The 14,433-nt window shown below is 67.5% G+C and carries 10 protein-coding genes; 8 read left to right on the top strand and 2 right to left on the bottom strand.

All coding sequences use genetic code 11. The features are described 5' to 3' along the window. Nucleotides 1-41 precede the first annotated feature (41 nt). The 5 genes from ftsZ (at nt 42) to G539_RS0116535 (ending at nt 6,785) form a co-directional block, all read left to right on the top strand. Entirely contained in the window at nt 42-1,805 is a 1,764-nt protein-coding gene (gene ftsZ / locus G539_RS0116555; protein ID WP_029076184.1) for a cell division protein FtsZ, read from the top strand. A 270-nt stretch (nt 1,806-2,075) separates the two neighbouring features. Then, nucleotides 2,076-3,026, top strand: a complete 951-nt coding sequence (gene lpxC, locus G539_RS0116550; RefSeq protein WP_029076183.1) for a UDP-3-O-acyl-N-acetylglucosamine deacetylase — start codon at nt 2,076-2,078, stop codon at nt 3,024-3,026. Nucleotides 3,027-3,208: 182 nt separating this feature from the next. Beyond that, nucleotides 3,209-4,081: an outer membrane protein assembly factor BamD gene (locus G539_RS0116545; protein WP_051231539.1), complete on the top strand. Its 873-nt coding sequence runs from the start codon at nt 3,209-3,211 to the stop codon at nt 4,079-4,081. An 18-nt stretch (nt 4,082-4,099) separates the two neighbouring features. Further along, on the top strand, nt 4,100-5,770 hold the full coding sequence (gene recN, locus G539_RS0116540; protein WP_029076181.1) for a DNA repair protein RecN: 1,671 nt from the start codon (nt 4,100-4,102) through the stop codon (nt 5,768-5,770). A 184-nt stretch (nt 5,771-5,954) separates the two neighbouring features. Continuing rightward, nucleotides 5,955-6,785: a siderophore-interacting protein gene (locus G539_RS0116535; RefSeq protein ID WP_029076180.1), complete on the top strand. Its 831-nt coding sequence runs from the start codon at nt 5,955-5,957 to the stop codon at nt 6,783-6,785. A 55-nt stretch (nt 6,786-6,840) separates the two neighbouring features. Here G539_RS0116535 and G539_RS0116530 read toward each other — a convergent pair whose 3' ends face one another. Then, the gene (locus tag G539_RS0116530; protein ID WP_035831490.1) at nt 6,841-8,232 is read right to left on the bottom strand and encodes an FAD-binding oxidoreductase; all 1,392 of its coding nucleotides are present in this window, start codon (nt 8,230-8,232) and stop codon (nt 6,841-6,843) included. Between the two features lie 385 nt (nt 8,233-8,617). Between G539_RS0116530 and G539_RS0116525 the strand changes: the two genes are divergently transcribed. Then, nucleotides 8,618-9,895, top strand: coding sequence for a multidrug effflux MFS transporter (locus G539_RS0116525; RefSeq protein WP_029076178.1), 1,278 nt, complete (start codon nt 8,618-8,620; stop codon nt 9,893-9,895). A gap of 129 nt (nt 9,896-10,024) precedes the next feature. Then, a complete protein-coding gene (gene ligA / locus G539_RS0116520; protein WP_029076177.1) occupies nt 10,025-12,172 on the top strand; it encodes an NAD-dependent DNA ligase LigA in 2,148 nt (715 codons plus the stop codon). A gap of 117 nt (nt 12,173-12,289) precedes the next feature. On the opposite strand, the gene G539_RS0116515 is transcribed toward ligA, so the two are convergent. After that, nucleotides 12,290-13,033, bottom strand: coding sequence for an SDR family oxidoreductase (locus tag G539_RS0116515; RefSeq protein WP_029076176.1), 744 nt, complete (start codon nt 13,031-13,033; stop codon nt 12,290-12,292). Nucleotides 13,034-13,389: 356 nt separating this feature from the next. Between G539_RS0116515 and G539_RS0116510 the strand changes: the two genes are divergently transcribed. Then, on the top strand, nt 13,390-14,367 hold the full coding sequence (locus G539_RS0116510; protein WP_169516660.1) for a glycosyltransferase family 2 protein: 978 nt from the start codon (nt 13,390-13,392) through the stop codon (nt 14,365-14,367). Nucleotides 14,368-14,433: the final 66 nt, after the last annotated feature.

Genomic DNA, 14,433 nt, shown 5'->3' with positions numbered 1-14,433 from the left:
GGGAACGCCACCGGCTTAGGGGTCAAGACGACGAGGTCACCATGACGATCAACCTGAAGATGCCGGATATCACTGAGCTGAAGCCCAAGATCACGGTCTTTGGCGTCGGCGGCGCGGGTGGCAACGCCGTCAACAACATGATCCGCTCGGGTCTGGAGGGCGTCGAGTTCGTGTGCGCCAACACGGACAGCCAGGCGCTGATGTCGGCTCGCGCCGAGCGCCTGATCCAGATGGGCGTGGCGGTCACCGAGGGTCTCGGCGCCGGCTCGATGCCGGATGTCGGCCGCGCGGCCGCCGAAGAAGTCATCGACGAGATCAATGATCATCTCGCCGGCTCGCACATGGTGTTCGTCACCGCCGGCATGGGCGGCGGCACCGGCACCGGCGCCGCGCCGGTCATCGCCCGCACGGCCCGCTCGCACGGTATACTGACCGTCGGTGTGGTGACCAAGCCCTTCCAATTCGAAGGTGCCCGCCGGATGCGCGTTGCCGAAGCCGGCATAAAGGAACTCCAGGAGAGCGTCGACACGCTCATCGTGATCCCGAACCAGAACCTGTTCCGGATCGCCAACGACAAGACCACCTTCGCCGACGCCTTCGCGATGGCCGACCAGGTGCTCTATTCGGGCGTTGCCTGCATCACCGACCTGATGGTCAAGGAAGGCCTGATCAACCTCGACTTCGCCGACGTCCGTTCGGTGATGCGCGAGATGGGCAAGGCGATGATGGGCACTGGCGAGGCCTCCGGCGAGCGCCGCGCGATCATGGCCGCCGAGGCGGCGATCGCCAATCCGCTGCTCGACGAGACCTCGATGCACGGCGCCCGCGGCCTGCTGATCTCGATCACCGGCGGCCGTGACCTGACGCTGTTCGAAGTCGACGAAGCCGCGACCCGCATCCGCGAGGAAGTCGATCCCGACGCCAACATCATCCTCGGCGCCACCTTCGAGGAGAGCCTCGAGGGCGTCATCCGCGTGTCGGTCGTCGCCACGGGCATCGAGTCGGACGCCAAGGACGAAGTTGCGCCGGCCGACCTGCGCACGCAGGAAATGGCTGCCCGCATGAAGGCCGCCGCCCAGGCTGCCGCCCCGCAGGCGCCGCAGGCTCCGCGTCCGACCAACGTGCAGACCGAGGCCCGCGCCCCGGTCCAGCCGTCCGCGCCGGCCTTCCGTCCGGCCGCGCCGCAGCAGGCCGCTCCGGTCCAGCACGCTCCGGCCCAGCCGGTCATGCGTGACCCGGGCGTCACCATCGCCCCGCTGGCGCCGCCGCCGGTTTCCTTCGACGAGGCCGAGCTGGACCACGAGTTCGGCATGGTGCCGGCGCCGGTCCGCGAGGAGCATGTCCCCGCGCCGCAGCCCTTCATCCCGCCGGCCGCCGAGGCCCCGGCCGCGGCCCGCATGCCGCGCGTCGAGGACTTCCCGGTCGTCGCCCAGCGCGAGATGCAGGCCCAGCGTGCCGATCAGCAGCCGCAGCACGAGGAAGACCGCGGCCCGATGAGCCTGCTCCGCCGCCTGGCGAGCGTCGGTCTCGGCCGTCGCGAGGAAGAGGCGCCGCAGGCCCAGCGTCCGCAGCCGGCTCCGCAGCAGCGCGCGCCGCAGCAGGGCCAGCAGCCCCAGCAGCGTCCGCCGCAGCAGGCCGCGCCGCGCGCCCCGCAGCAGCCGATGCAGCCGCGTTCCCCGCAGCAGTCGCAGGACGCGATGTACCGCCCGCGCCAGGCCGAGCTGGACCAGCATGGCCGCGTGATGCCGCGCAACGAGGATGACCAGCTGGAGATCCCGGCCTTCCTCCGTCGCCAGGCGAACTGAGGCGGCATAGAAAGAAAACGAGGCCCGGCCCTGGAAACAGCGCCGGGCCTCTCTTGTTGAGGGCGCGGCCTGCCGCGTTACAGAAGGTTAGAAAGAGTGATTTGTTGACCAGCTGGTCGAGGCTCTATCTATCCATCACAACATGCTGACGAATCTGATGATTCCCTGTTGGTCTGCGTCCTGATCCCAGGGGTATCGGTCGATCGCAACAGCAGAGGGACGGACCACAGAGCAGTCGGATTTTTTGACAAGCTCTCTTGGGGCGATTTGATGGCTAAACGACAGGGCACGCACCAGACCACCTTGCGCGATCGCGTTGTGGTTTCGGGTATCGGCGTGCATAGCGGCAAGCCCGTGGCGATGGCACTGAACCCGGCCGAGGCCGGAACGGGCATCGTATTCCACCGCATCGATTCCGGCGACATGCAGCCGATCCATGCCCGGATCGACCGCCTGCACGCGACCGATTCCTGCACCACCGTCGCGTTCGACGGCGTCTCCGTCGCCACGATCGAGCATCTGATGGCGACCTTCAACGGCCTCGGCATCGACAATGTCGTCGTCGAGATCGACGCCGCCGAAGTGCCGATGATGGACGGCAGCGCCGCCGCCTTCGTCGAGCTGATCGACCAGGTCGGCATCGTCGCGCTCGCCGCGCCGCGCCGTTTCGTCAAGGTTCTGAAGCCGGTCCGCATCGAGCACAACGGCGCCTTCGCCGAGCTGCTGCCGCACAATGGCCGCCGCTTCGAGATCGACATCGATTTCTCGTCGCCGCTGATCGGCCGCCAGGCCTTCATCGTCGACCTCGACGCCGACGTCTTCCGTCGCGATCTCGCCCGGGCCCGCACCTTCGGCTTCATGAAGGACGTCGAGTTCTACTGGTCGCGCGGCCTCGCGCTCGGCTCGTCGCTCGACAACACCGTCGTGCTCGGCGAGGACAAGGTGATCAACCCGGAAGGCCTGCGCTTCGCGGACGAGTTCGTGCGTCACAAGACGCTCGATGCCGTCGGCGACCTCGCGCTCGCCGGCGCGCCGATCCTCGGCACCTACCGCTCCTATCGCGGTGGCCACCGGATGAACGCCAAGATCGTCGAGACGCTGTTCGCTGATTCGGATGCCTGGACCTATGTCGAGGCTCCCGTGCCGGCGAAGCGCGACCTCGTGCACGACCAGATGCCGGTCCGCCTGCCGGCGGCGGCCTTCGGTCCGGACAAGTCCTAGTCCGGAAAGCGGCATATTCCGCACATTTCGGATATTTCCGGGGTCGCGTCTTTCTCTGCCACGAAATTGCGGCAATGCGTTGCGACGGCTTGTGGCGTCATCGTGCTGTTTCCGCTAGAGAGGCTGCACCGCTTTGCCCCATCGAAAGAGGCGATGCCGGCTGACGCCGGTTCGATGTGTGAATGAACGAATATAGCTCGATCCGCCCGTCGACCTTTGCCAATGTTGGCCGGTTCGGCGCCGTCACGCTGCGTGCCGTCGCGCTTTGCGCGCTCGTCGCGGTCGCCGGCTGCTCGCTGACCAAGGAAGACGACACGGTCGACGAGCCCGACGTTCCCGCCGGCCAGATGTACAATGAAGGCCTGGCGTTGATGCAGAACGGCAAGCTGAAGTCGGCGGCGCAGCAGTTCGAGAAGGTCGATCAGCAGCATCCGTACACGGAATGGGCCCGCAAGGCGCTCATCATGCAGGCCTTCACCAACTACCGTCTCGGCAATTTCGACGAGGCCGTGAACGCCTCGAAGCGTTACATCTCGCTTTATCCGTCGAGCCAGGACGCCGGCTACGCGCAGTACATCATCGGTCAGGCCTACTTCAAGCAGATCCCCGAGGTGACGCGCGACCAGGACGCCACCCGCAAGGCGATCGCCGCCATGCAGGAGGTCGTCGACAAGTATCCGACCTCCGAATATGTCGACGACGCGCAGAAGGCGATCGTCGTGGCGCGCGACCAGCTCGCCGGCAAGGAGATGCAGGTCGGCCGCTACTACCTCGAGCGCAAGGAATATCCGGCCGCGATCAACCGCTTCAAGCTGGTCGTCACCGAATACGCCAACACGCGCCACGTCGAGGAAGCGCTGTACCGCCTGACCGCGGCCTATTACGCCATGGGCATCGTGCCCGAGGCGCAGACCGCCGCGGCCGTGCTCGGTCACAACTTCCCGGATTCGAAGTGGTACAAGGACGCCTATTCGCTTCTCCAGACGGGCGGCGTGTCGCCCTCGGAGAACAAGGGCTCCTGGATCAGCCGCGCATTCCGTTCCGTTACGGGCTAACAGGGGGCAGGGCGCGCCATGCTCGCCGCGCTCGCGATCCGCGACATCGTCCTGATCGACCGGCTCGAAATTGATTTCGCGCGCGGTCTCACGGTCCTGACCGGCGAGACCGGCGCGGGCAAGTCGATCCTGCTCGACGCGCTCTCGCTCGCCCTCGGCGGGCGAGGGGACGGCGCGCTCGTGCGCCAGGGCGCCAACCAGGGCCAGGTCACCGCCGTCTTCGACGTCTCCGGCGATCATCCGGTGCGTGGCCTCCTCGGCGACAACGCCATCGATCATGACGGCGACATCATCCTGCGCCGGGTTCAAACCGGCGACGGGCGCACGCGCGCCTTCGTCAACGACCAGCCGGTCAGCGTCGCGCTGCTGCGCGACGTCGGCGCGACGCTGGTCGAGATCCATGGCCAGCATGACGACCGCGCGCTGATCGATTCCGCCATCCATCGCCGCCTGCTCGACGCCTTCGGCGCGCTAGATGCCGAGGCGGGGGCCGTCGCCGAGACGTTCCGCGCCTGGCGGGCGGCCGAGAGCGAGGTCGCAGCCTTGCGGCGCCGGATCGCGTCCGCTCGCAGCGAGGGCGACTATCTCCGCGCCTCCGTCGAGGAGCTCTCCAAGCTCGCGCCGCAGCCCGGCGAGGAGACGGAACTGGCGCAGCGTCGCCACGCGATGATGCAGGCCGAAAAGGTCGCCGGCGACCTTTCCGACGCGCATGACACCATTGCCGGCCATACCTCGCCGATCCCGAATCTCGCCAGCCTCGCCCGGCGGCTGGAGCGCAAGCGCGACCAGGCCGGCGGCCTGCTCGACGGCGTCGTCGAGGCGATCGACAGCGCCATCAACGCGCTGGAGGAGGCCGAGTCGATCCTGACGCGCTCGATGCGTGACAGCGAGTTCGACCCCAAGGAACTGGAGCGCACCGAGGAGCGCCTGTTCGCGCTGCGCGGCGCCGCGCGCAAGCATGACGTCGCGGTCGAAAACCTCGCCGCGCTGCGCGACAAGATGGTGGCCGATCTCGCGGCGCTTGATTCCGGCGAGGAGCGGCTTGCCGCGCTGGAAGCCGCTTCCGAGGCGGCCCGCCGGCGCTATGACGCGCTCGCCGCCGCGCTGTCCGCCCGTCGTCGGATCGTCGCCGAGGAGCTCGAGGCGCGGGTCGCCGAGGAGTTGCCGGCACTGAAGCTGGAGCGCGCCGCCTTCATCGTCTCGATCGAGACCGATACCGAGGAGCGGGGCGAGCACGGCATCGACAATGTGAGTTTCTTCGTCCGCACCAACCCCGGCACGCGGCCGGGGCCGATGATGAAGGTCGCGTCCGGCGGCGAACTCTCGCGCTTCCTGCTGGCGATCAAGGTGGCGCTCGCCGACCGCGGTTCGGCGCCGACGCTCGTCTTCGACGAGATCGACACCGGCGTCGGCGGCGCCGTGGCCGAGGCGATCGGTCGTCGGCTGGCGCGCCTCGCCGAGCGGGTGCAGGTGCTCTCCGTTACCCATGCGCCGCAGGTGGCGGCTCGCGCCGGCAGCCATCTGCGCATCGCCAAGGACGGCGTCGCGGGCGAGGATCGGGTCGCGACCGGCGTGACCCCGCTCGACGGCGAGGAGCGGCGCGAGGAGATCGCCCGCATGCTCGCCGGCAGCGTCATCACCGACGAGGCGCGCGCCGCCGCCCAGCAGCTCATCCACGGAACGGCCTGAGCGGGCTTGCATTGCCGGCTGTGGCGGGGCATTTTCCTGCCGTGGTTTGCGGGCTCGCCACAGGCCTGCACGTAGGCGTTAACGTCAAACAACGCGCCGATCGAGCTTGCCCGAGCAGGTTCGGCCTGCGCGGCGTTGCCTTGATGACGTTGCATCGGTCGGACTGCTCTCCTCAGGAGTTGATATGTCCGACACTCAATCCCCCGCCGTTCCGTTCGAAACCTACCGCGTCCGCTACCCGCTCAGGATCCGTCGCCTGACGGTGGTGCGGACCGAGCCGTTATCGCCCTCGATGATCCGCGTCACGCTCACCGGGCCCGATCTCGTCGATTTCGAGAGCCGCGGCCATGATGATCACGTCAAGCTGTTCTTCGCCCGGCCCGGCGAGACCGTTCCCTCGCTGCCGACCTTCGGGCCGAACGGTCCCGACTTTCCGGAAGGCGCGGAGAAACCGATCGCGCGCGATTACACGCCCCGCCGCTACGATGCCGCGTCCGGCGAGCTCGACCTCGATTTCGCCGTGCACGAGGCGGGCCCCGCCACTGCCTGGGCGATCAACGCCACCGTCGGCAGCACGCTGCATATCGCCGGACCGCGCGGATCGATGATCGTGCCGGATGATTTCGACTGGTACCTGCTGGTCGGCGACGACACGGCGCTGCCGGCGATCGCCCGCCGGCTGGAGGAACTGCGCCCCGATGCGCGCGTGGCCGTGATCGTGGAAGTTGGGGCCCCGACCGACGAGATCGCGCTGCCCGAACGGGCCGGATGCACCGTCACCTGGCTTCATCGCGGCGCGGCAGCGCCGGGTGAGGGGACGCTGCTCGACGCGGCGGTCGCGGCCTTCGCGCCCGAGGCTGGCGAAGGCTTCGCCTGGGTCGCCTGCGAATCCGACACGGCGAAGCGGCTCCGCCGTATCCTGGTCGACGACAAGGGGCTGTCGAAGAAGCGCGTGAAGGCGTCCGGCTACTGGAAGCGCGGCCTCGCCAGCCATCACGACACGCATGACGACTGAGATAGACGGATGCCGATGATGCGGGCGCCGTGGCGCCCGCATCGTCTTCATGGGCTCAATGCAGCGGCCGGATGTTCTGGTTGACCCGGAACAGATTGTCCGGATCGTACTTGGCCTTGATCGTGACGAGGCGGGCGTAGTTGTCGCCATAGGTGGCGCGGATGCGGCCTTCGCCCTCGTCGTCCATCATGAAGTTGACATAGCCACCGCCCTGGCCGCCATCATTGTGCGGATGCACGGCCTCCCAATAGGCCTTGGTCCAGCGGCTGATCGGACCGGCCTGCTGCGGGTTCGGGTCGATGCCGGCGATCACCATCGACCAGGTCGCGCCGCGCGCATTCCAGGCCGTATCGCCATGGCCGACGCGATGCACGGCGCCGTCGATCGGATAGAGGTGCATCAGCGACAGGGCGCTCGGGGTCCGCTCGGCCTGCGCCAGATGGGCGTCGATCGCCGCGTCGCTGAGCGTGTTGACGAAATCGCCGCGCCAGTACCACTGCATGCCGGACGGCAGCAGCGGATCGAACAGGCTCTGCAGCGCCGGGAAGGGCATCATGCCCATCCAGTTGACGAGCGGCGGCGGCAGGCCTTCGAGGAAGGGCTGCATCGCCTTCTGCCCGTCCGCCTCCGGCCCGTTGTAGCAGGAGATCAGCGCGCAGATGCGCTTGCCCCAGTGTTCGCGCGGGAACGGATCGGCGGAAGGAATGGTCTTCAGGCCAAGGAAGGCGCCGAGCTGTTCCGGCGCCTTCGGCAGCATGTCGCGATAGCGCCTCATGACGGCGCGGGCGTCCTTCTGGTCCCAGAAGATGGGGCCGGCGAAGACCATGTCGACGGGATGGGCGCGGAACAGGAAGCTGGTCACGACGCCGAAATTGCCGCCGCCGCCGCGTAGGCCCCAGAACAGGTCGGAGTTCTCGGTCGCGCTCGCGGTGACGAAGCGGCCATCGGCCAGAACGACGTCGGCCTCGAGCAGATTGTCGATGGTGAGGCCGAACTGCCGGGTCAGGTAGCCGGTGCCGCCGCCGAGCGTCAGTCCGGCGATGCCTGTCGTCGAGACGATGCCGGCCGGGACGGCGAGGCCGAAGGGATGCGTCGCGTGATCGACGTCGCCCTGGGTGCAGCCCGGTCCGACGCGGACGGTGCGACTGGCGGGATCGACCCGGACGCCCTTCATGGACGAGAGATCGATGACCAGGCCGTCGTTGCAACTGGCGAGGCCGGGGCCATTGTGCCCGCCGCCGCGAATGGCGATCAGGAGCTTGTGCTCGCGCCCGAAATTCACCGCCTCGATGACGTCGGCGACGTCGCTGCAGCGGGCGATCAGCAGCGGCTTCTTGTCGATCATGCCGTTGTAGAGCTTGCGGGCCTCGTCATAATCGAGGCTGTCGCGATCGATGACCGGCCCTCTCAGGCGGTTGGAGAGCTCGATGGATTCCTGTGCATGCATGGCTGCTTCCTCCGGCTCGCGTCTTCGCCGATCTCGTCGGAAGTGCCCGGCGCATGCTACGCCAAAGCGGACCCGGCAGCCACACTCTTGCGTCGCTCCGTCGTCGCGGAAGTCCCCGCCAGTCTGTGATCGACATGCCGCAGTCGGCAGGAAATCGAAGGCGGGGCGGGTTTCAGCGTTGATCGTAAGGCTGCCTTCATAGTACGCAGGGGCGTCGAGTAAGCTTGCCCAAGCGTATCGCCTGTGACACCCGTCACGGCCGCGCCACAAATATTCGTTTAGTATAAGACTTCGCGTCGATCCTATCGGGCCCGCCACCGGCTCCCGGTCGTTCGCACGTCGCGCGGGCCATATTGCCCGCCGATGCCGTTTTTGGAAATCTGCCATGTCCGTCCTGTCCGCCGGCGCTCCCGCGCGCCCGGCCCGCGAACCGTCCTTTCCCGAATTCGTCCTGATCATCGCGGTCATGATGGCGCTCGGCTCGATGTCGATCGACAACCTGCTGCCCGCCTTCGGCCATATCCAGAACGACTTCGGCCTGACCTCGGCCAACGAGGTGCAGCTGATCCTGACCGTCTACATGGCGGGCTTCGCGCTGATGCAGCTGTTCTACGGCCCGGTCTCCGACATCGTCGGCCGCAAGCCGACGCTGACGATCGGACTGGTGATCTTCTCGGTCGGTAGCCTGATCGCGCTGTTCGCGCCGAATTTCGAGCTGCTGCTCGTCGCCCGCCTGATCCAGGGCATGGGCGCGGCGGCGACGCGCATCCTCTCGGTGGCGATCGTGCGCGACCGCTACGAGGGGCGCGAGATGGCGCGCGTGATGTCGTTCACCATGATGATTTTCATCATCGTGCCGGTCTTCGCGCCGGCGATCGGCAGCCTGTTCCTGCTGTTCGGCTCCTGGCACGCCATCTTCGTCTCGATGCTGGTCATGGCCGTGGTCATCGCGATCTGGTTCGGCAAGCGCATGCCGGAGACGCTGCATCCCGAATATCGCATGCCGTTCTCGTTCGAGCGCATTGCCGCCGGCGCCAAGCGCTGTGTCCGCGAGCGGATGACGCTCGGCTATTCGACGGCGATCGGCCTGATGTTCGGCGGCCTGATGGCCTATATCGGCTCGTCGCAGCAGATCTTCGAGACCGAGGTCTATGGTCTCGGCCATCTGTTTCCGCTCGTCTTCGGCCTGGTAGCGGCCGTGATGGGCGTGGCCTCGTTCGTCAATGTCCGCCTCGTGCGGCGTCTCGGCATGCGGCGCATCTCGCATGCGGGCGTCTGCGGCCATGTGCTGATGTCGCTGGTGATGGTGGTGACGGCCTATGCCTTCGACGGCAAGCCGCCGCTCGTCCTGTTCGCGCTCAACCTCGCCGTCTGCCAGTTCCTGTTCAGCCTGACGATGCCGAACTTCAACACCATGGCGATGGAGCCGCTCGGCGACATCGCCGGCACGGCGTCGTCGATGATCGGCTTCTACACGACGATCCTGGGCACGCTGGTCGGCATGGCGATCGGCCAGGCCTTCGACGGCAGCGTGCTTCCGCTCGCCATCGGCTTCCTGGCGACCGGGATCCTCAGCCTCGGCGTCGTGTTCTGGACGGAGCGCGGCCGCCTGTTCGCGCCGCACCATCCCGATCCCGCCGCCGTGATCGACGTCGGCCACTGAGCGTTTCCCGAGCGGCCTCGTCCGCCCGGGTTCCGATGACCGGGTGCTTCGCCTGTTGGCGGATGCCTTGCGCCCTTGCGAGCGATCCGGCGGCGCGGCATAGCTTTTCCCCTGAATGGGAGTGTTGCCATGCCGTTGGACCATGCGCGCGAGAAGCCGGTCGAGATCCTCACCGCAGAGGAGGCGGCCGACGAGCACGCCCGGCTCGGCGCCGCGGTCGCCGAGCACGACATCCGCTACTACCAGCAGGACGCGCCGACGATCTCGGACGCGGATTATGACGCGCTCCGCCGCCGCCTCGTCGCGATCGAGGCGCGCTTTCCCGACCTGATCTCGACCGCCAGCGCCTCGGTCGGCGCGGCGCCCTTGGCCAAGTTCGCCAAGGTGCCCCATGCCGTGCCGATGCTCTCGCTCGACAATGCCTTTGCCGACGAGGACGTCGTCGATTTCGTCGATCGCGCCCGCCGCTTCCTGAAGATCGATGGTGGCGAGGCGATCCCGTTCACGGCCGAGCCGAAGATCGACGGTTTGTCGCTGTCGCTGCGCTACGAGGGCGGCCGCCTGGTCACGGCGGCGACGCGCGGCGACGGTTTCGAGGGCGAGAACGTCACCGTCAACGCCCTGACGATCCGCGATGTCCCGAAAGCACTGCCGAAGGGCGTGCCCGAGATCGTCGAGATCCGCGGCGAGTGTTACATGGCGCATGCCGATTTCGAGGCGTTGAACGCGCGCATGGCGGCGGCCGGCGGCGGCAAGAGCTTCGCCAATCCGCGCAACGCCGCTGCCGGCTCGCTGCGCCAACTCGACCCGAAGATCACCGCCTCGCGGCCGCTGCGCTTCTTCGCCTATGCCTGGGGCGAGATGAGCGCCATGCCAGCCGAGACCCAGATGGGCATGGTCGAGGCCTTCGCCGATTGGGGCCTGCCGACCAATCCGCGTATGACCCTCTGCACCACGGTCGAGGAGGCGCTCGCCTTCTACCACGCGCTCGAGACCGATCGCGCCGGGCTCGGCTACGACATCGACGGCGTCGTCTACAAGGTCAACTCGCTCGCCCTGCAGAACCGGCTCGGATTCGTCTCGCGCAGCCCGCGCTGGGCGATCGCGCACAAATTCGCGGCCGAGCAGGCGGTGACGGTGCTGAACGGCATCGACATCCAGGTTGGCCGCACCGGCGCGCTGACGCCGGTCGCCAAGCTGCAACCGGTGACGGTCGGCGGCGTCGTCGTCTCGAATGCGACCCTGCACAACGAGGATTATATCCGGGGCATCGGCGGCGACGGCCTGCCGATCCGCGACGGCGTCGACATCCGCGTCGGCGACACGGTCGTCGTGCAGCGCGCCGGCGACGTCATCCCGCAGATCGTCTCGGTCATGCTCGATCGCCGTCCGGCGGATGCGGAGCCCTACCGCTTCCCGACGCTTTGCCCGGTCTGCGGCAGCCATGCCGTGCGCGAAGAGGGCGAGGCGGTGCGACGCTGCACCGGCGGGCTGATCTGCTCGGCGCAGGCCGTCGAGCGCATCCGCCATTTCGTCTCGCGCAACGCCTTCGACATCGAGGGGCTGGGCGAGAAGCAGGTGCAGGCCTTCTACGAGTGGGGGCTGATCAAGGAGCCGGCCGACATCTTCACGCTGGAGGCGCGCGACGCGAACCAGCTGCAGCGGCTTAGGAACCGCGACGGCTTTGGCGAGACCTCGGCGCGCAACCTCTTCGCCGCGATCAACGACCGCCGCAGCATCGCGCTCAACCGCTTCATCTTCGCGCTCGGCATCCGCCATGTCGGCGAGACCAACGCCAAGCGCCTCGCCCGCCATTTCGGCACGGTCGAGGCGTTTCGCGACACGGCGCAGGCGGCGCGGCCGCCGGGGCCGGAACTGCTGAAGGGCAATGATGCCTGGGTCGAGCTGATCGACATCGAGGGCATCGGCGGCGTTGTCGCCGAGGCGCTGGTCGATTTCTTCGACGAGCCGCACAATCGCGACGCCTTCGCAAGGCTCTTGGAGCAGGTGACGCCGCAGCCGCTCGAGGCGGCCAGCACCGACAGCCCCGTCGCCGGCAAGACGGTCGTCTTCACCGGCACGCTGGTCCGGATGACGCGCGACGAGGCGAAGGCGATGGCCGAACGGCTCGGCGCCAAGGTCGCGGGGTCGGTGTCGAAGAAGACGGATCTCGTCGTCGCCGGCCCCGGCGCCGGCTCGAAACTGAAAGCCGCCGCCGAGCACAATATCGAGGTGATCGACGAGGACGGCTGGTTCACGCTGGTCGGCGCGGACTGAGGCGACAAGCGGCGTCCCGTCTCGGGGCGCTCCTACGCCTTCACAACGAGGCGGCGGATCGCCTGAAGCCAGCTCGATCGCGGCGTGCTCCGCAATCGAGCTGTACCGGCCAGAGCGCTATCTCTCGTAGAACTTGTTCAACCGGGGGCTGATCACGACTTCGTTGAGGCAGACCGAGGCCGGCTGGGTCGCGATGAAGAGCGCGAGTTCGGCAAGGTCCGCCGGCTGGAGCATCGCGCCGCGTTCCTCGGCCGTCGGCGGCGCCGGCCGCTTGTCGAGGATCGGCGTCGCGACTTCCGCCGGCAGGATCGCCGTCGAGCGGATGCCGTTGCGATACTCCTCCATGTTGATGCTCTGGCTCATCGCCACCACGGCATGCTTGGCGGCGGTATAGGCGGGGCCGCTGACCGGATGGATGAACTTGCCGGCCCAGGACGCGATGTGGATCAGCTGGCCCTGCTGCGCCCTGCGCATCGGATGCATGGCGGCGGCGGCGCAGTAGAAGGCAGCCGATAGATTGCTGTTGATGAGGCCGTCGATGCTGGTCGTGGTCAGGTCCTTCCAGGCGCGTTCGACGATGTTGCCGCCGGCGTTGTTGACCAGGATGTCGAGCCGCCCGAACTCTGCCTCGATCCTGGCGACGATCGCGCCCGCCATTTCGGGCTGCGTCAGGTCGCCGGCGATCGTGACGCACTGGCCGCCATTTCCTGCAATCGCCTCCGCCGTCCGGCCGAGGGCCTCCTGGCGCCGTCCCGTCAGGACGACGACGCAGCCGGCGCCGGCGAGCGCAGTCGCGACCGCCTGCCCGATTCCGCTGCCCGCACCGGTGATCCAGGCGACTTTTCCAACCAGACTGGTCATGCGATTCCGTCCTTGCGAGTGAGTTCCCGCTGATACGGACGAACCGGCTGGAGGACAAGTGACGCATCCGTCCGGCCGCGCGCGGGCGGAGGGCGGCTGGCCCGGCGGACCCTTGCTGCGGGAACGGGCGCGTTGGGTGGCCGATTGGGCTTGCGCAACTCTTGATGGCAAGATGTGGTTAGATGCAGCTTATGATCGGTCATCGAGGTGTTTATGAGGATTTCCGAGCGGGCCCAGCAGCTTGCGCCTCTTGTGACGGCACAGTTTGGGTGTAGAAGGTTGCCGCAGGGGGAGAAAATGACGGGGGCGCGATGACGCTCCCGAGGCTGGCTCCTGTTCTCGTTCAAGGAACCGGCGTGCGTGTTTTCTGTCTGATTGCGGTTCGCAACGAAGAAGGGTATCTGCCCGGCTTCCTTCACCACATTCGCGACCATGTGGACGGGATCGTCGCGCTGGATGACTGTTCCACGGATCGCACCGCCGAGATCCTGCATCGTGATACCCGCGTCGCCTCCGTCCTGCGCGAGGACCGCGAAGGGGCGCCTCACGCCAACGAGACCAGCAACCGCTACCGGCTGCTGGTCGAGGCGGCCAGGCTGGGCGCGCAATGGGTTCTCTGTGCGGACGCCGACGAACGGTTCGAGGAGTCCTTTCTGCGGCGATTGCGGGAAGAGGCGGCCCATGGCGAGCGGACCGGGCGTCATCTGCGGCTGGTCCGGATCGTCAATCTCTGGAATGCGCCCGATCGTTTCCGTGCCGATGGCCGGTGCGGCCCGCGCTGGACCGTGCGCATGTTCAGGGTTCCGCCTGACTCCAGCCAGCGGGGATCCGCCATGCACCGGCCGTGGTTCCCGCCGGAGCTCGACGCGGCGCCGCAGGCGCGGATGAACGCCTATCTCTATCACCTGAGCATGATGGATCGCGGCGATCGGGAGCGTCGGTTCGAGAAATTTCGGGCGATCGATCCGCACAACCAGCATCAGGCCATCGGCTACGGGCACCTTGTCGATGAACGCGATCTCAAGCTGAAGCCCGTCCTGCCGTGGCGCGGCTATCGTGATCTGTCGGACGGAACACCAAGGGCGCGGGTCGCCGCCATAAAAGGGCTTGGCGTCGTGGCATCGGCGCTGCCGGACAGGGCGCTCTTCGACGAGGAACTGTACCTGGCCCTCAATCCCGATGTCCGGCTCGCCGTCGCGAAGGGTGGCTTCAAGAGCGGCTGGCATCATTTCGAGCGCCATGGCGCGGGCGAGGGGCGCAATTGGACCGGGCGGAGTTTCACCGGCCTGGATTTCGTAACGATCTTCAAGACCTGGCGCGAGGCGAAATCATGAGCCTCCGCAGTTCGCCTTCCGAATCCATCCCGTCCCACGGAAGGCTCGCTCATCCGTGACGACTAG

The sequence above is a fragment of the Kaistia adipata DSM 17808 genome, from assembly GCF_000423225.1.
GTDB lineage: Bacteria > Pseudomonadota > Alphaproteobacteria > Rhizobiales > Kaistiaceae > Kaistia > Kaistia adipata.
This window is presented reverse-complemented; position numbering and strand designations above follow the sequence as displayed.

Excerpts from the sequence above, each read along its gene's own strand:
- G539_RS0116535 (WP_029076180.1), top strand. The coding sequence starts at position 5,955 with ATGTCCGACACTCAATCCCCCGCCGTTCCGTTCGAAACCTACCGCGTC.
- G539_RS0116525 (WP_029076178.1), top strand. The coding sequence starts at position 8,618 with ATGTCCGTCCTGTCCGCCGGCGCTCCCGCGCGCCCGGCCCGCGAACCG.
- G539_RS0116530 (WP_035831490.1), bottom strand. The coding sequence starts at position 8,232 with ATGCATGCACAGGAATCCATCGAGCTCTCCAACCGCCTGAGAGGGCCG.
- G539_RS0116545 (WP_051231539.1), top strand. The coding sequence starts at position 3,209 with ATGAACGAATATAGCTCGATCCGCCCGTCGACCTTTGCCAATGTTGGC.
- lpxC (WP_029076183.1), top strand. The coding sequence starts at position 2,076 with ATGGCTAAACGACAGGGCACGCACCAGACCACCTTGCGCGATCGCGTT.
- ftsZ (WP_029076184.1), top strand. The coding sequence starts at position 42 with ATGACGATCAACCTGAAGATGCCGGATATCACTGAGCTGAAGCCCAAG.
- recN (WP_029076181.1), top strand. The coding sequence starts at position 4,100 with ATGCTCGCCGCGCTCGCGATCCGCGACATCGTCCTGATCGACCGGCTC.
- G539_RS0116515 (WP_029076176.1), bottom strand. The coding sequence starts at position 13,033 with ATGACCAGTCTGGTTGGAAAAGTCGCCTGGATCACCGGTGCGGGCAGC.
- ligA (WP_029076177.1), top strand. The coding sequence starts at position 10,025 with ATGCCGTTGGACCATGCGCGCGAGAAGCCGGTCGAGATCCTCACCGCA.